16 protein-coding genes are annotated in these 16,999 nt (G+C 60.1%); 13 read left to right on the top strand and 3 right to left on the bottom strand.

Annotated elements, in window-relative coordinates; all coding sequences use genetic code 11:
• Positions 1 to 371: 371 nt before the first annotated feature.
• On the bottom strand, positions 372 to 1,070 hold the full coding sequence (locus KGB20_RS12575) for a potassium channel family protein (protein WP_159390149.1): 699 nt from the start codon (positions 1,068 to 1,070) through the stop codon (positions 372 to 374).
• 314 nt (positions 1,071 to 1,384) lie between these two features.
• On the opposite strand from KGB20_RS12575, the gene KGB20_RS12570 reads away from it, so the two are divergent.
• The 4 genes from KGB20_RS12570 (at position 1,385) to KGB20_RS12555 (ending at position 5,748) form a co-directional block, all read left to right on the top strand.
• Positions 1,385 to 1,945, top strand: a complete 561-nt coding sequence (locus KGB20_RS12570) for a YSC84-related protein (RefSeq protein WP_159390150.1) — start codon at positions 1,385 to 1,387, stop codon at positions 1,943 to 1,945.
• 222 nt (positions 1,946 to 2,167) lie between these two features.
• On the top strand, positions 2,168 to 3,382 hold the full coding sequence (gene gltS, locus KGB20_RS12565) for a sodium/glutamate symporter (protein ID WP_102672736.1): 1,215 nt from the start codon (positions 2,168 to 2,170) through the stop codon (positions 3,380 to 3,382).
• A 166-nt stretch (positions 3,383 to 3,548) separates the two neighbouring features.
• The gene (locus tag KGB20_RS12560; protein WP_150813963.1) at positions 3,549 to 3,848 is read left to right on the top strand and encodes a DUF4189 domain-containing protein; all 300 of its coding nucleotides are present in this window, start codon (positions 3,549 to 3,551) and stop codon (positions 3,846 to 3,848) included.
• Positions 3,849 to 4,008: 160 nt separating this feature from the next.
• Complete coding sequence (locus KGB20_RS12555) at positions 4,009 to 5,748, top strand: dipeptidase (protein WP_159390151.1); 1,740 nt, start codon at positions 4,009 to 4,011, stop codon at positions 5,746 to 5,748.
• A 160-nt stretch (positions 5,749 to 5,908) separates the two neighbouring features.
• On the opposite strand, the gene KGB20_RS12550 is transcribed toward KGB20_RS12555, so the two are convergent.
• Positions 5,909 to 6,253, bottom strand: a complete 345-nt coding sequence (locus KGB20_RS12550; RefSeq protein ID WP_159390152.1) for a DUF6124 family protein — start codon at positions 6,251 to 6,253, stop codon at positions 5,909 to 5,911.
• Positions 6,254 to 6,906: 653 nt separating this feature from the next.
• Here KGB20_RS12550 and KGB20_RS12545 point away from each other — a divergent pair.
• From KGB20_RS12545 to KGB20_RS12520, 6 genes are all read left to right on the top strand, one after another.
• Positions 6,907 to 7,398 carry a cupin domain-containing protein gene (locus KGB20_RS12545; RefSeq protein WP_159390153.1) on the top strand — a complete coding sequence of 164 codons (492 nt, stop codon included), beginning with the start codon at positions 6,907 to 6,909 and terminating at the stop codon, positions 7,396 to 7,398.
• Between the two features lie 73 nt (positions 7,399 to 7,471).
• Positions 7,472 to 8,257, top strand: coding sequence for a carboxymuconolactone decarboxylase family protein (locus KGB20_RS12540; RefSeq protein ID WP_159390154.1), 786 nt, complete (start codon positions 7,472 to 7,474; stop codon positions 8,255 to 8,257).
• 2 nt (positions 8,258 to 8,259) lie between these two features.
• The gene (locus KGB20_RS12535) at positions 8,260 to 9,330 is read left to right on the top strand and encodes an alpha/beta hydrolase (RefSeq protein ID WP_159390155.1); all 1,071 of its coding nucleotides are present in this window, start codon (positions 8,260 to 8,262) and stop codon (positions 9,328 to 9,330) included.
• A gap of 49 nt (positions 9,331 to 9,379) precedes the next feature.
• Positions 9,380 to 10,435, top strand: a complete 1,056-nt coding sequence (locus tag KGB20_RS12530; protein WP_159390156.1) for an alpha/beta hydrolase — start codon at positions 9,380 to 9,382, stop codon at positions 10,433 to 10,435.
• Between the two features lie 80 nt (positions 10,436 to 10,515).
• Positions 10,516 to 11,409, top strand: a complete 894-nt coding sequence (locus KGB20_RS12525; RefSeq protein ID WP_154861915.1) for a LysR family transcriptional regulator — start codon at positions 10,516 to 10,518, stop codon at positions 11,407 to 11,409.
• A gap of 124 nt (positions 11,410 to 11,533) precedes the next feature.
• The gene (locus KGB20_RS12520; RefSeq protein WP_159390157.1) at positions 11,534 to 11,971 is read left to right on the top strand and encodes a DUF6130 family protein; all 438 of its coding nucleotides are present in this window, start codon (positions 11,534 to 11,536) and stop codon (positions 11,969 to 11,971) included.
• Positions 11,972 to 12,123: 152 nt separating this feature from the next.
• Here the strand turns inward: KGB20_RS12520 and KGB20_RS12515 are convergent, their stop codons facing one another.
• Positions 12,124 to 13,101, bottom strand: a complete 978-nt coding sequence (locus KGB20_RS12515; RefSeq protein WP_159390416.1) for a LysR family transcriptional regulator — start codon at positions 13,099 to 13,101, stop codon at positions 12,124 to 12,126.
• 394 nt (positions 13,102 to 13,495) lie between these two features.
• Between KGB20_RS12515 and KGB20_RS12510 the strand changes: the two genes are divergently transcribed.
• The 3 genes from KGB20_RS12510 to KGB20_RS12500 all read left to right on the top strand — a co-directional run bounded on the left by KGB20_RS12510 (position 13,496) and on the right by KGB20_RS12500 (position 16,895).
• Positions 13,496 to 13,825, top strand: a complete 330-nt coding sequence (locus KGB20_RS12510) for a DUF485 domain-containing protein (protein WP_090456027.1) — start codon at positions 13,496 to 13,498, stop codon at positions 13,823 to 13,825.
• Complete coding sequence (locus tag KGB20_RS12505; RefSeq protein ID WP_102672730.1) at positions 13,822 to 15,471, top strand: cation acetate symporter; 1,650 nt, start codon at positions 13,822 to 13,824, stop codon at positions 15,469 to 15,471. Before KGB20_RS12510 ends, KGB20_RS12505 begins: the two co-directional genes overlap by 4 nt.
• A gap of 173 nt (positions 15,472 to 15,644) precedes the next feature.
• Positions 15,645 to 16,895: an OprD family porin gene (locus KGB20_RS12500; protein ID WP_159390158.1), complete on the top strand. Its 1,251-nt coding sequence runs from the start codon at positions 15,645 to 15,647 to the stop codon at positions 16,893 to 16,895.
• Positions 16,896 to 16,999 lie beyond the last annotated feature (104 nt).

Raw genomic sequence — 16,999 nt, 5'->3', positions numbered from 1 at the left:
CTGTCCGGCCAATCGATCGTCGTTGACCGAGGGGGCTGTCCACACGAATGCGTTCCAGGTGGACCTGAAGTCAGCCTTGCAGCCTTTGTGCCAGCCAGCGACACAGAGACTTCAACTATCTGGAAACACTGACTCTTGAGCCAGGGGGGATTGTCACGACGTTGGAGTTACCGCAGGCGATAGCGCTTTGCGGCGCTTCCGACTGGTGCACGTTGTTAGGCATGGCGCTTTATAAAAGTGCATGGACCGCTCGATTCCTCAGCTCGTCAGCACTCAAGCCTGTTTCCGGTAATCCATGGATCGTTAAAGTCATTTGACCCAATAAATACCGGGGCAGCGGAAGGCCGGTGGTGGCCCAGGCAAATCGGGCGTCACCTGGCCTGATGCGACGGATAAATGCCGGCAAGCCGCGCTATCACGACCCCCACGTAAAAGACGCCTGAAAACTCTTCGACCATCACCAGTGAGCGGGCGTGGTTGGTCAACGGGATAACATCCCCGTAACCGGTGGTCGTGAGCGTCGTGAAGCTGAAATAGATCAGTTTGAAGAAAGTGCCGGCTTGTCTGAAATCGAAGTTGCCAGGGCCGAATGAGCCCGCGGCGGAAATCTCGACCAGGGCATAGATGAAGGACCAAGCGAAGGCCAGCATGATGTAGCCCGCAAGCGCGCCATGAAGCTTGTCGGCTGTAATTGGCCCGCGTTTGAGAAGGTAGCGAAGCACTCCGCTGAACGAAACCGCAAGTGACGCCGCATAGGTGATCCCGGCAAGTTCAAGCGTCGCGACACTCTCGGTCCACAAGGCCGCCCATTGAAGACAAATCCCAAGCAACGCCAGGCACAGTTTGAGGATGAAGCCCCGCCGGGTCTGCCGGGTGGCGAAAGCACCCACGAGCAGCACGGCCGAAAACAGAATGCCGAGCAACATGCGAGCAATCAGCCCCTCCTCAAGAAAGGGAAACAGGAGGATCAACCCTAGCAAGAGCAACAACAGATAAGTGCAGGGCCCTAGCCCTATAACCATTTGAGCTAAATCCGCGTCGGATTCGGCTTTATCTTGAGAATTTGTCATATCTGGTTCCCGGAGGGCGAAAAAACTGATCTTGCTCAAGAATGATTGGCAGTGAAATTCTAGTCGCGAATGCATGCGAGGCGGAAAACCATCGGCCAGAAGCAAAACTGACAGCGAACCCGGCCGATACGCAGTGGTCATAACAGCTGATGGCAGCGCAAACGATCAGTGGCCCAGAGCCCAGTTCTTTCACGAGCGCAGCCTGCAATTCACACATTTCAGGGTGCGCCGGATAACCTCAGCGGGTTCGGTTCCTGTGTGACGCAGGCACTTGCCGCTGCTCTCATCCCCTGCTCCCTCAGCGGAGTACGCAAATGACTCGATCAATGCAGTTCTTCCGGTCGTTCTTCCTCGCGATTGCAACATTGGCATCGGCCGGTTTCCTGAACAATGCCGCAGCGGCCACCGCCGAGGATCTGAATGCCGACGCTCGACAAGCGTTGCAGACGCTCTACAAGACCAATCCATTCTCCGAAACCATCTCGCACCAAGCCAAGGCTGTGCTGGTCTTCCCGAACATCATCAAGGCGGGACTTGTATTCGGCGGCAGTTATGGCGAAGGCGTTTTAATGAAGGGCACGAAAGTCGAGAACTACTACAACTCTGTCAGCGGTTCATGGGGGCTGCAGGCCGGCGCCCAATCGTACGGCTATGTGGTTTTCCTGATGACCGATAAAGCCGTGGACTATGTCGCCAAAACCAAGGGCTGGGAAATCGGTGTCGGGCCAACTGTTGTGTTTGTGGATGAAGGGGTTGCGAAGAACCTGTCCAGCTCGACGCTCAAAGACGACGCCTACGCGTTTATCTTCGACCAGCAAGGGTTAATGGCGGGGGTCAGTATCGAGGGAACGAAGATTTCTCTGATCAAGCGCTGACGTCACCGTCTGACTGGCCATCGGGAGCGTGATGGCGGCCATGCCAACCCGGATGGGGGTTCCCCTTCAGGCTAGGCTGTCCTCACTCCTGGCGTACAGACGCACCTGATGACTGGGAAGCCATCTGGACGAGCAAGGGTGTTTCGACCGTTCATTGATCCAGGTCTAAACATTGAATGACCGAATCCTGATAATGACTTTTCAGTTTTAGGTAGGCCTTAAATGACTTCACAGCTCTTCCAGGTTCACGGCCTCGTGAGTTTTACCCTTGCCATCCTCCTGCTTTTCCTTGGCAAAACCCTCGTCCAGCACAACGCCTTTCTCCGTCAATACTGTATCCCCGAATCGGTCGTCGGCGGCTTCGTCTGTGCGGCGGTTACGTCCTTGCTTTACTTTGGCCTGAATATCCAGATCGAATTCGATCTGCAAGTTCGCGACACCCTGCTGCTCTATTTCTTTGCCGGCATCGGCTTGAAGTCGGACATGCGCCAACTGCTCAAGGGCGGGCGCCCGCTGCTGATCCTGCTGTTACTCGCCGCTGTGTTCATTCTGCTGCAGAACTCGCTGGGCATGGGCGTGGCCGAGGCTTTTGGGCTTGATCCCAAGGCGGGGTTGATGGTGGGCTCCATTTCCCTCACGGGTGGGGTGGGCACGACCCTGGCCTGGGCACCGCTCTTCGTCGAAAAGCTGGGCATCAGCAACGCCCACGAACTGGGCATCGCCAGCAACACTGTCGGCCTGATTGCCGCTTGCGTCATCGGCGGCCCTATCGCCAACCAGCTGATACGCCGTTATCAACTGACGCCGTCCAGGGATGCGGAGCTGGAAGTCGGCATTCTCGAGCAACAACCGAGCAAGGCGCTGGACTACTACGACGTGCTCTGGGCCTGGATGTGGCTCAACCTGACCCTGATGCTCGGCTATGGACTCAACCTGTTGCTGGTCGATGCCGGCATCACCCTGCCCAAGTTTGTCAGCTGCCTGTTCGCCGGCATCGTCATTCACCACCTCGTTCTGGCCTTTGTCGGTGACCAGCGACTGAAAACCTGGAGCGGTGCCAGCCTGGGCCTGTCGCTGATCTCCGATATCTGTCTGGGCATGTTTTTGACCATGGCCCTGATGGGTCTTCAGCTCTGGCAACTCAGCGGCGCGTTGATGTTCATTCTTTGCGCATTGACCCTGCAAATCCTGCTGACGGTCGCCTATACGTATTTTGTGGTCTTCCGTTTTATGGGGCGCAATTACGAAGCCAGCGTGATCGCTTCCGGATTCGGCGGGATTGCCCTCGGTTCCACGGCAACGGCCATCGTCAACATGTCGACCGTGACGCAAAAGTACGGCGCGGCGCACCAGGCCTTCCTGATCGTGCCGCTGGTGTGTGGCTTTTTCATTGACCTGGTCAATGCCGTGATCATCAGCATGTTCAGTGGTCTGTAGCGACCTCGGCCCGGCTCTCGGACGGCCGGACACACCGAACCTGGGAAAGCGGACGAAAGGAGCAGCAGGATCGATGCCGCAAGGATAGGCTCAAGTAAGAGAGTGCCCCAGCCCTGATCCGGCCAGGTACGATCTCAAATGCGCCTCTTGCTACAGGGGAACCGGGATGACGGGACACACTGTGCGCCAATGCTCGTCGTGGATCCTGCTATCCCTGCTCGCCGTCGATCTGGCGCTGATAGCCGGCTGTTCAGGCAAAGCCAGCACGGCTCAGCATTCTGCCCCCAGCGTCGGCTCGACCTGCTATGCAAAAGCCCTCCCCACTGTCGGCGAAGGAGGCCTCGCCTGGGGCGACACCCTGGACATGGCTCGCCAGAAATCCCTGAGTAATTGCATACGCTATTCCGGCCGATCCGGCGGCACGCCAAGTACCTGCAAAGTGGTGATGGCGGAATGTAAGCATTGATAGAGCGGTTTTTCATTTCTGCGCCGCTTTTGCATTTCTGTGCGACAGATCCCACTTCAGGGTCTCCCGTTTCACACGCTCGCGGTGTTAGCTTTGAGATGTTTCTGATCAGTCGATCAGATATTTCCTACGAACCGCCTGCAAAGGAATGCCCCCAGCAATGGATTTCTCCCTCAAGCACCTGGCTGCGACCACCCTCATGCTCGCCAGCCTTTCGTCGTTCACCACCGCTGCCCACGCCAACATCACCCCGCAACAGAACGCGATCATCCTCAAGACCTTCAGTGATGCATCGGTCAAGGATTTCAGGCAGTTCCTGGGAAGCCTGGCCAAGAGCGATATCGCCAAGACCGACGACCTCGGCCCGGCCATCCGTGCCTTCCTCGACAACAAGCCCCTTACCGCCGGGCAACAAAACGAAATCCATCGTTTGCTCGGCCTCTATGCCCGGGTGAAATACGGCAGCGCGGCCACCGAAACCCTGAAGGAGCTGGTGGCCATTCCGACCGTGCGCGTGGACGGTGTCGACCAGCACGACAATCCCGAATTCCTCAAGATTGCCGAGAAGATCAAGGGCCTGGCCCAGGCGTTCAACCTGAACTTTCGCAACATCGACAACCGCGTCTACGAGATCTCCCTGGAAGGCAGCGGCGATGAAGTCGTGGGCATTCACGCCCATGCCGATGTGGTGCCGGTGACGCCAGAAAACTGGGTGCTGCAGGACGGCACCCGCCTCGACCCGTTCAAGGTCACCCTGATCGGCGATCGCATGTATGGCCGCGGCACCGAGGATGACAAGAACGGCATCGTGGTGGCGCTCTACGCCATGAAGATCATCAAGGAGGAGAAGCTGCCGCTGGCCCGCAACTTCAAGCTGCTGGTCGACACCACCGAAGAGACCACGGGCGACGCCATCCCCTACTACTTCGAACGCAACCCCACACCCAACTACAACCTGGCGCTGGATGGCGGCTACCCGGTGGTGATCGCCGAGAAAGGCTACGGCACGGTCATGGCCAGCTTCGCCAAGCGCACCGCGCAAGGCAAGGGCGCAGAGATCACCTCGATGACCGGCGGCCTGGCCACCAACCAGATTCCATCGACATCGGTTGCGACCCTGGTGACCGACAAGCCCGCCGAACTGGCCGCCAGCCTGCAAAAGGCCGGCACCGAATATGCCAAGCGTAACGGCGGCAACTTCGAGGTCGCTGCCAAGGTCGACGGCAAGGACGTCAAACTGACGGTCACCGGTGTGTCCGCCCACTCCTCCGAGCCCGAGTCCGGCGTCAACCCGGTGGCCAGGATGCTCGACTTCATCAATGGCCTCGACGGCAAGGTCGCGCTCAAGCACAACCAGATCACCGACGCCGCCCGCTACGCCGCCGACAACTGGGGGCTGGATTACCTGGGTGGCAAGTTGGGAGTCGGTTTTTCCGATGAATTCATGGGCCCGCTGACCACCTCCCTGACCTATGTCGGGATGGATGACAAAGCCTTCAAACTCGCGGTCAACCTACGCGTGCCGAAGGGCAAGACGCCGGATGTGCTCAAATCCGAAATCGCCGCAAAGCTGGACGCCTGGAGCAAGAAGACCAGCATCGCACCAACCTTCGACCTGTCGATCGCCGAACCGATGTACCGCAACCCCGAGGGTGAATGGGTCAAGGCCTTGCTCGCTGTGACCAGCGAAAACCTCGGCATGGAACACAAGTTCGGCACCTCCGCCGGCGCCACCTCCGTGCATGAACTGCCCAACGGCGTGCAATTCGGCCTGGCCATGCCGGACGTCAAATACACCGGTCACAACGACAACGAGTTCAAGACCACCGAGCAGTTCCTGCTGGACTTGCAGATCGTGACCGAAATGATGGGCCGCATCGGGCAATTGCCGAAACTTTGACCCCCCTTCGGACCCGCCACCCTGGCGGGTCCATTGCTTTCACTTCCAAACCACATCCCGCCCCCTGTAGGAGCGAGCCTGCTCGCGCAAAACCCAAGGGCGCCACGGTCCGTCTGGTTTCCCGCGTCATCGTTACCCTCCATCGCGAGCAGGCTCGCTCCTACGGGTCGATTTGATCCAGCACCCGATTCGCCGTGATCTCCGCCAGCATCACGCTGTTGGAAATCCCCAGCAGCGCATTGCGCGACCCTCCGTCCAGGTGATCCACCAACTGATGGACCATCACATCGACCGACGCGAGGGTTTCGACCTGATAAACCATCAAGGTTTCGGGACTCGCCTGCGGGTCCACGGTGAACAGGGTACAGGGGGCACGCGGTGTGGCTTTGATATCGGCTATCGAGGGGATGTGAAAATCGGGGGCGGCTTCGTTGAGCCTGCTTGAGTCGGGTTCATGTGGGGAGACCGGATCAACCTCCGGTGGGTTTGGCGTTACCTTGAACATATTTCTGTCTCCAAAAAATGGAGCCATCACCGACTTGCGACTAAACAAGGGGGTGGCAGCTGTACGCAGGTTAGTCGACCGGGGAGACACGAAACCGGCGCGCCCGAAGGCGCCCTGCGCACAGCTACCATGAAGTGCAGGCATGCAATGACCTGACTGCCTTAATGGAAATACGCTTCGTGAAACCAACGGGCGACTAAACCCGATCACTGATGGGCAGTGACGCGAATCAAGTTACCGATGGCCCCCAAGGCGCACAAGCCGGCGGATTCTGGCGTAACCGTAGGCAACGGCGCAAGGTCTTGTAGCTTGCATGAAGTAACCTTAAACACCGTTAAACAAACGCTCTCCGGCGATGTTGAGTGACATGGCGCACTTGCCCGGATTGATGAACAAGCCTCATGAACCCTTGCCGATTTACCCGTCTAGTACTCATCCATTAGCTCGCTTACTGTTTCCCCGGCGGTCCTGCACCCAGCCGATACCACTGACGTGCAACCTGACCATCAAAAGCGGGAATTTGGGGTGAAACCATCCCGCCCGTTGTGTGCTCGTTCCTGACGGCCCACGACCTGAGAGGGAAAACCATCTCCCCTTCAACACCCACGGCGGCTGCCTCGCAGTTGGCTGACCCGCCTTTAGGAGCAACATTGATGAATCCCTTGATCGCCCCATTGGTGGCCTTATCGCTCATGGCCGGGGAAGCCTGCGCCCAGTCCTCCAACGAGATCCGCATCACCCACGCCGGCTCCCAGCCCTCCATCAAGGGGGCTGCGGAAAACTTCACCGGCACGGTTCGGGTTGATGGCCTGTTCAAGGGGGATTCCCCTGCCCGCATCGGCGGTGGCACGGTGACCTTCGAACCCGCCGCCCGCACGGCCTGGCATACCCATCCGCTGGGGCAAACGCTGATCGTCACCGCCGGGGTTGGTTATGTGCAGCAAGAGGGTGGCCCACGTCAGGAAATCCGTCCGGGCGACATTGTCTGGATCCCGCCGCACACACGTCACTGGCACGGCGCGACGGCCACCCACGGAATGACTCACATCGCCATCGCCGAAGCCGAGGACGGCAAGGCTGTCACCTGGGCGGAAAAAGTCTCGGATGCGCAGTACGAAGGTCAATCGCCCGCGCAGGGCTTGTAGCTGTTTGTTGTAGATCAACCTCAATCGAGCACCGCCTGCCAGGCAGTGATGAGCAATGGATGGAGCTTTCACGATGACCACTGATACACCGATTGCACATCGCAAGACCGGTGCCCTCCCCGCGCTGATAGCCCTGTGTCTGGGCCTTGGCTTGATGTCGGGTGTGGCCACTCAGAACGCCGAGGCATCGCAACCCATGACCAGCACACAACCTGCGGCACAAACGCTGTCGGCCAGGCAACAGGCCATTCCACTGATCGCAGCGTTCATGGCGACCAGTGACATGCCAAGGCTCAACGCTGTCTTGAACCAAGGCCTGGACGCCGGCCTGACGGTCAGCGAAACCAAGGAAATCCTGGTGCAGCTCTACGCCTATGTCGGCTTCCCGCGCAGCCTCAATGCGTTGAATGAACTGATGACGGTGGTGCAAGCGCGCAAACAACGTGGCATTCACGATGAGCCTGGACGTGAACCCAGCCGTGCCATTGCAACCGGCGAGGCATTGCTCGCGGCAGGAACGGCCAATCAAACCCGAATTTCGGGTGGGCCGGTCAAGGGGCCGGTGTTCGATTTCGCCCCGGTCATCAACCGGTTTCTGCAAACCCATCTGTTCGGCGACATCTTCGAGCGCGACAACCTCGACTGGCAAAGCCGCGAGCTGGCGACCGTCGGCGCTCTGGCCGCAACGCCGGGTGTGGAGTCGCAGTTGCGCTCGCACATGGGGGCGAGCCTGCGGGTTGGGTTGAGCGTGGAGCAATTGCGCCAAGTCATCGAGGTACTGGCCGAGCACGGCGATGAACAATCCGCCAAACGTGCAAGCACTGCCCTGACACAGGCACTTGCTGCCTCGGGAGGTTGAACATGAAGACTGGAAAAAACCTGCTGAACTTCACCCTGCTGAGCGTGCTTGCCGCCTGTGCAAGCCATGCCACTGCCGCTGCTCCCTTGATGATTCAGGAGCAAGGCAGCTTCGCCGCCGGCGGGACGATGATCACCGCACCGGGCACGTTCAATCCGCGCAAACCGATGACGCCAGACGGCCAGACTTACCACGGCGACCATGCCTACACCTTCTACCAAATCTCGGTCGATGCGCGAAAACTGCCCATCGTCATGTGGCACGGCGCAGGCCAGTTTTCCAAGACCTGGGAAACCACCGCGGATGGCCGCGAAGGCTTCCAGAATATTTTTCTGCGGCGCCAGTTCGGCGTGTATCTGATCGACCAGCCGCGCCGTGGCGATGCCGGCCGCAGCATGGTCGAAGCAACGGTCAAGCCTGTCCCGGACGAGCAGCTCTGGTTCAACCAATTCCGCATCGGCCTGTGGCCCAACTATTTCGAGGGTGTGCAGGTTGCCCGGGATGCGCAAACCCGCGACCAGTTCTTCCGCGCGATGACGCCAAACACCGGTCCATTCGACATGGGCGTGGTCTCCGATGGCGTGTCGGCGGTCTTCGACAAAATCGGCCACGGCATCCTGTTCACGCACTCTCAGGGTGGCGGGCCTGGTTGGTTGACGGCGATCAAGAACAACAAGGTCAAGGCCATCGTGGCTTTCGAGCCGGGCAGCAGCTTCGTCTTCCCGCAGGGTGAAGTACCCGCGCCGATTCCCAGCGCGTTCGACACGGTACAAGGCGCAGCGGTGCCGATGGATCAGTTCATGGCGCTCACGCGCATTCCGATCCTGATCCTCTACGGCGACAACATCCCGGAGCAAGCCGTCGACCTGCCCGCTCAGGACAGCTGGCGCGCCCGACTCACCATGGCCCGACTTTGGCGCGATGCCGTCAACAAACACGGCGGTGACGTGAGGCTGATCCACTTGCCGGAGATTGGCATCAAGGGCAATACCCACTTCCCCATGTCGGATCTGAACAACGTGCAGATCGCGGACCTGGTGTCCGGGTTTCTGACAGAAAAGCATCTGGATTGACGGCTTCAGCACATTTTTTAACGCGCCTTTTAATGCTTCGGAGACACTTATGAGAAATACAATTTTGAAAGCCTCGCTGATGGCCGCCATGGTCGGTATTTCTGCTGGCGAAGCCGGCGCCGCCGACTACAAAAAGAACCCGTTCACCTTGGCTTACGACGGTGCAATTACCAAGAATGAACCCGGCAAGGTCAACATCCATCCGGTCAGCTACAAACTCAATGGCCTGGACATCGCTGCCAACGTCTACACCCCTGCCAACTACGATGTGAAGAAGGCCTACCCGACGGTGGTGGTGGCGCACCCCAATGGCGGTGTGAAAGAGCAAGTCGCCGGTTTGTATGCCCAGCGACTGGCCGAACAAGGCTACATCACGATTACCGCCGATGCCGCGTATCAGGGCGCAAGTGGCGGACAACCGCGCAGCATCGACAAGCCGGCGTACCGCATCGAGGATATCCACGGCATGGCGGACTTCATCACCCAGTATGCTGGCGTCGACGGCAAGCGTCTGGGCCTGCTCGGCATCTGCGGTGGCGGTGGCTACTCGTTGGCCGCCGCGCAAACCGACAAGCGATTCAAGTCGGTGGCGACCGTGAGCATGTTCAACTCTGGCCGGGTGCGTCGCAATGGCTACAACGACTCGCAACTGGACACCATCGAGCAACGCCTGCAACAGGCTTCCGCTGCCCGCGCCCAGGAAGCGGCCGGAGGTGAAGTGCTCTATTCGGGCGATGCCAACCTCACCGACGAGCAGATCGCCAAACTGCCGTTCGAGCTGTATCGCCAGGGTTATGAGTACTACTGGAAGACCCATGCCCACCCTGATTCAACCTTCAAGTACACCACGAGCAGCCTGCTGGACCTGATGCGCTTCGACGCCACCAACCAGATCGAACTGATCAATCAGCCATTGCTGATGATCGCCGGCAGCAAGGCCGACAGCCTGTACATGACCCAGGATGCGTTCCCCAAGGCCACCGGTACCAAGGACAAGGAGTTGTTCATCATCGACGGCGCTACGCACATCGAAACCTACTGGGTTCCCAAGTATGTGGACGCTGCACTCGGCAAGTTGACGCCGTTCTACGCAAGAACCTTGTGATTGGTTCGTTGGGGTCGCGCATCCATGCGGAACCTGATTACATGGAATAATCCCGCTCTCCGCATGAGAGGCTCTCATCAATGTCTCGCGCCAATCTCAACGATCTGCAAGCCTTCGTGGTCATTACCCGCGAAGGCAGCTTCACTCGCGCCGCCGCACAGCTGGGCGTCTCGCAGTCCGCGCTGAGCCACACCATGCGCGCTCTCGAAACCAGGCTCGGCGTTCGCCTGTTGACCCGAACCACGCGCAGCGTATCCCCCACAGAGGCTGGCCAGCGGTTGTATCAGTCCATGGCACCGCGCTTCGACGAAATCGAACTTGAACTGGCTGCGGTCAGCGAGTTTCGCGATACCCCGGCAGGCAACGTGCGGATTTCAGCCTCCGAACATGCGGCGAACAACATCCTTTGGCCCAAGCTGTCGAAGGTGCTTCCCGACTACCCGGACATCAAGGTCGAAATCACCGTCGACTACGCCCTCTGCGACATCGTCGCGCAGCGCTACGACGCGGGCGTGCGCCTGGGCGATCAGGTGGCCAAGGACATGATCGCCGTCCCGATCGGCCCCCCGTTGCGCATCGCCGTAGTGGGGTCTGCCGAATACTTCAAACAGCGGCCGTATCCGAAAGAGCCAAGGGATTTGGCCGCACATAATTGCATCAATTTGCGCCTGCCCACCCACGGGAACCTGATGCAATGGGATTTTGAGAAGGACGGTCACGAACTCAAGGCGCGTGTCGAAGGACAGTGGACGTTCAACAGCAGCGTGCCGATCCTGCGCGCTGCTGTCGCCGGATGCGGGCTGGGGTTCCTGCCAGAAGATATGGTGGCCAGGGAGCTTGCCGACGGAAGCCTTGTGCGGGTACTCGAAGACTGGTGCCAGCCTTTTGCCGGTTACCACCTTTACTACCCCAATCGCCGTGAGCATTCTTCAGCGTTCGGCGTAGTGGTGGACGCGCTGCGTTACAAGCGCTGAGTCGTCCATGGTCAACCTGCCTGGATGGCACGGATGAAATACGTGAGTGGTTCCAGTTTCAAATAAACACTGGGAGATACCCGGTTTGATCTAGGCTTGAATGAAATCACGCGGGAAAAAAACCATGTCCCTCGCTCCCGGAAATCTATTGGCCCTGGCTTTGGGTGTCTTCTTTTGCACAGCCGTGTACGGACAAGGGGTAGCAGACACCGATTCCCCACCGGCAATACTTCCATTGGCATCCGAGACTGCGCCAAAACTCATTGCCTACCCGCCGCTTGCCGAGCCACTCGCCCGCGGTGTTGTCATTATCCAGTATCGAACAGAACACGCCAGGATCATGCCGGTATTTGGCAAAGCAGCTGTTGAAGTATCACCACGTCTCGGTCACCTCCACGTGACGGTCGACGACTGGAAAGGCACATGGGCGCACACCAGCGAAGACCCGATCATCCTGGTTGGACTGACGCCCGGCACTCACAAGGTTCTGCTTGAAGTGGCCGACCCGACTCACAAAATCCTCACCAGTACGACAGTGAGTTTTATCGTTCCGCAAAAGTAACCGGCGGACGCTCCCCACATTGACAGTGATCACGCAGTCAAACCATAACGATTGAGTGTTCATAGCTGACTGCGGTGGTGTGAGTAGCCTCTGATTTCGAAAACACCTCTGACTGACTACTTCGCTTTACTTCTGGCTGCACAACTCCCCCCTCAGGGTGACGGTAGATAGCTCATCACACGTGACTCGCCCATCAGCAGCGGGCGATTCAGTTCCGCACAAGCACGCAAGTACTCGGCCACCAGAGTGACCCGCTTCAGCTTGCGCAGGTCCTCGCTGTAATACATCCAGAACTGCCGCGTGATCTCCACTTCACCGGGCAGCACTTCGCACAGGCGGGGATCGGGGCCGGCGAGGAAGCAAGGCAGGATCGCCAGCGCCCGCCCCTCCAGGGCTGCGTGGTAATGGGCCACCACGCTGGTGCTGCGCAGGCGACTGTTGGCGCCGGGCATCAGGTCGTTCAGGTAGAGCAGCTTGAAGCTGAAGGCCAGATCCTCGACGTAGGTCACGAACGGGTGAACGGCCAGGTCCTCGCGACAGCCAATCGTCGGATGACTGGCCAGGTACTCCGGCGTCGCATACAGACGCAGGCGGTAATCGCACAGCCGCGAGCACACGTACGGACCGCGCTCGGGCCGTTCCAGGGTGATGGCGATGTCCGCCTCGCGCCGTGACAGGTTGATGAAATGCGGGACCGGCAAAATGTCCGCCGAGATATGCGGGTAGTGCTCGAGGAAGTGGCTCATCTGCGCAGTGATGAAACAGGTCCCGAAGGCTTCGGTACAGCCGATGCGCAGGTGCCCGGCGAGCCCCCCGGTGGTGCCGAAAACCTGCTCGCAGGCTACCAGCAGCGTACTTTCCAGGGATTCGGCGTGGCTGACCAGACGCTGCCCCTCCACGGTCAGGACAAAACCTGCGGTTCGCGACTTCTCGAACAACAGAGCACCCAGACACTGCTCCAGGGCGCGGATGCGCCGCGACACCGTGGTGTAGTCCACCCCCAGGCGGCGAGCTGCACCGCTGGCGGTGCGGGCACGGGCGACCTCGAGGAAGAAACGCATGTCGTCCCAGTTCAGTGGGTTCTGCGTTGTGCTTTTTTGCATATCCATCGGGCTTTTCTGCCAATACATATGGGAAATATGCACTTATATACTCGCATCTCACCCAACTTGGCCAGCGTCGTTTTCAGGCCAGGAAAGCCCCCCACCCCAATAATAAATACCGAGGGCTGACAGCATGAGCGCATGGATAAACACCGGCTTGCACGCCGGACACAAACAGCTGCGCAACAGCGCAATCGCGGCCACGGTTCTCGTCTGCCGTTGGCCCGATCCACTGCTCGCCGCGCAGCGGATCGGGCTCGCCCTCCTGCACCGCCCTCTCTCCACCGCAAGGTCATCCGGGCGGCAATAACTCCAGCACATCAGCATTCAGGTGGCGTCCCGCATCGGGTCGCTGCCCGGGTACCCGTACGCCCCTCAAAAGGCCGAACAACAAAAACAACTAGAAATGCGGAGCTGCACCATGACGACCGACCATCCGAACCACGTCCAGACCTGTGCACTGGTCAGGGCCAACCCCAAGTTCCACCGCCTCGCGCGCCAGCGTGCACTGCTGGCCTGGACGCTGAGCGGCGCGGTCCTGGCTATCTATTACAGCTTCATCATGGTGGTGGCTTTCGCCCCTGCCTGGCTGCACCTGCCGCTCTACGACGGCAGCCACCTCAGCCTCGGCATGCCAATCGGCGTGACGATCATCCTGTTGTCCTGGCTACTCACCGCCTGGTACGTGCACAGCGCCAACACCCGCTTCGACGTACTCAGCTCGCAGATCCTGCAGGAGTCCCGCGCATGAAACGCCTGTCCGCCCTTCTCGCCCTCAGCCCTGTGCTGGCCCATGCCGAGCCCATCATTGCGCAGAAGCAACCGCTCAACCTGCACGCCATCGGCATGTTTTTCGTCTTCGTCCTCGCCACCCTGCTGATCACCTGGTGGGCGGCACGACGCACCCGCTCCGCCGCCGACTTCTACAGCGCCGGTGGCGGCATCACCGGCTTCCAGAATGGCCTGGCAATCGCCGGTGACTACATGTCGGCGGCAACTCTGCTGGGCCTGTCGAGCCTGGTCTTCGCCAAGGGCTACGACGGCTTCGTCTACATCATCGGCTTCTTCGTCGGCTGGCCCATCGTCACCTTCCTGATGGCCGAGCGCTTGCGCAACCTGGGGCGCTACACTTTCGCCGACATCGTCTCCTACCGCCTCGATCAAACCCGCGTGCGCAGCTTCGCCGCCCTCGGATCGCTGACCGTGGTGTGCTGCTATCTGGTGGTGCAGATGGTCGGTGCCGGTCAACTGATCAAACTGCTGTTCGGTCTCGACTACCGCACGGCGGTGGTGGTAGTCGGACTGCTGATGCTGGTCTATGTCATCTTCGGCGGCATGCTCGCCACCACATGGGTACAGATCACCAAGGCGGTCCTGCTCCTGGCGGGCGGCACGACCCTGGTGCTGATGGCCCTGAGTCGCTTCGATTTCAGCTTCGAGACGCTGGCCGCCCAGGCTGTGGCCGTGCATGCCAGCGGCGTGCAGATCATGGGCCCGGGCACCTTGCTGGCCGACCCGATCAACGCGGTGTCCTTATCCCTTGGGCTGGTCTTCGGCATTGCCGGCCTGCCGCACATCCTGATGCGCTTCTTCACGGTGCCCAATGCCAAGGAAGCGCGTAAATCCGTACTGTTCGCCACGGTGTTTATCGGTTTCTTCTTCCTGGTGGTCTGCGTCCTGGGCTATACCGCCATCGTCATCGTCGGCACCGATCCTCAGTACTACGTCGATGGCAAGCTAGGCGGGGCCATGATTGGCGGAAGCAATATGGTGGCCATGCACCTGGCGAAGGCGGTGGGTGGCAACCTCTTTCTCGGTTTCCTCTCTGCCGTGGCTTTCGCCACCATTCTCGCAGTGGTGGCTGGCCTGGCCCTGGCCGGTGCCTCGGCCATCTCCCATGACCTTTACGCGTCGGTATTGAAGAAGGGCTGCGCCGACGAGAAACAGGAAATGCGCGTGTCGCGCATCGCCACCATCTGCCTGGGCATCGTTGCGATTGCCCTCGGCATTCTGTTCGAGGGGCAGAACATCGCCTTCCTGGTCGGCCTGACGTTCGGCATCGCCGCTTCGGCGAATTTCCCGGTACTGATCATGGCCATGTACTGGGGCGGCCTGACCACCCGCGGCGCCCTCTATGGCGGCCTGACCGGCCTGGTCAGCGCACTGGCCCTGGTGATCGGCTCGCCGTCGGTGTGGGTCGGCGTACTGGGGCATGCCCAAGCGCTTTTCCCTTACGACCAGCCGGCGCTGTTCTCCATGCCACTGGCCTTCCTGGTCATAGTGGTCGCTTCCAGGCTTGACCGCAGCGAACGCGCCGACCGCGAGCGCGCCGCCTATGCCGACCAGTTCGTCCGTGCCCAGACCGGCCTTGGAGCTGCCATGGCCAGCAGTCACTGACGCTGCTTTTTCCGGGGTTGACGCCCCGAGCGCGAGTCCGCTCCTTTGCTTCGCGCTTTTTTACGCCCGACCTGCGCCGCTCGGCGCAGGACACCCCAGAAGCGCCCCTCCCTCGCCAACGCCAAGCGGCGCGGGAGCGGCTCGTCGACAACAAAAACAACAAAAGGCAACCAATGAAACCCACCACCCTCACCCTGTTCCTGGCCGGCACCGGCCTCGCCGCACAGGCTCACGCCGATTTCTTCGCAGACAGCACGGCCAGGCTGGAAACGCGCAACTTCTATTTCAACCGCGACTTCCGCCAGGCCAATGCCGCCCAGTCCAAGCAAGAAGAATGGGCCCAGGGTTTCCTTCTGCGCTACGAATCCGGCTATACCGACGGCATGATCGGCGTCGGTATCGACGCTCTTGGCCAGCTCGGCGTCAAGCTCGATTCCAGTCCCGATCGCTCCGGCTCCGGCCTGCTCAAGCGCGATAACGAGCCGCCCAAACGCGCCAAGGACGAGTATGGCGAACTGGGCCTGACGGCCAAGTTCAAAGCGTCCAACAGCGTGCTCAAGCTCGGCACCCTGACCCCGAAGTTGCCGGTGCTGTTGGCCAATGACTCGCGCCTGTTGCCGCAAACATTCCGCGGTGGGCAGTTGAACGTCCAGGAGATCAAAGGCCTGAGCGTTGATGCCGGGCGCGTGGATCGGGTCAACCAGCGCGACTCCTCGGACTACGAGAAAATGGCGATCACCACCACCGGCGCCAAGGGCATTGTCAGTGGCCAGGCCCGCAGTGACGCCTTCAATTTCGCCGGCCTTGCCTACCAGTGGAACGACCGGCTGAACACGGGCTACAACTACGGCGGCCTGGACGACTTCTACCACCAACACCAGTTCAGTCTGGTCCACGTGCTGCCGCTGGGCCCAGGCCAGATGCTCAAGAGCGACCTGCGCTACGCCCGCTCCACCGACGACGGTAACAGCAACATCGACAACAACGCCTTCGGCGCCATGTTCACCTATGCCCTCGGCGGCCATGCCTTCGGTCTGGGCTACCAACGCATGAGTGGCGACACCGGCTTTGCCTACGTCAATGGCAGCGACGCCTACCTGGTCAACTTCGTGCAGATCAACGACTTCGCCAACAAGGACGAGCGTTCCTGGCAGGCGCGCTACGACTACAACTTCGCGGCGCTCGGCATTCCCGGCCTGACCTTCATGACCCGCTACCTGGCCGGCGACAGCATCGATCTGGGCGCCCGCAGGCCTGAGGGTCGCGAATGGGAGCGCGACACCGACATCGGCTACGTGGTGCAGAGCGGCCCGCTGAAAAACCTCGGTCTGAAGTGGCGCAACGCTACGGTGCGCACCGCCCACTTCGGCAACGATCTCGACGAGAACCGCCTGATCCTCAGCTATACCCTGGCGCTCTGGTAAGGCCCCGCACAAGGCGGGTGCCGCTCACATCGCTTGACGGTGCGGGCAGCACCCGCCTTGTGCATTTCTGGCGCATCGGGGATGCCGCCAGCCTGTGTTTTTTT

The organism is Pseudomonas sp. BF-R-30, assembly GCF_019956175.1.
Lineage (GTDB): Bacteria > Pseudomonadota > Gammaproteobacteria > Pseudomonadales > Pseudomonadaceae > Aquipseudomonas > Aquipseudomonas jessenii.
This window is presented reverse-complemented; position numbering and strand designations above follow the sequence as displayed.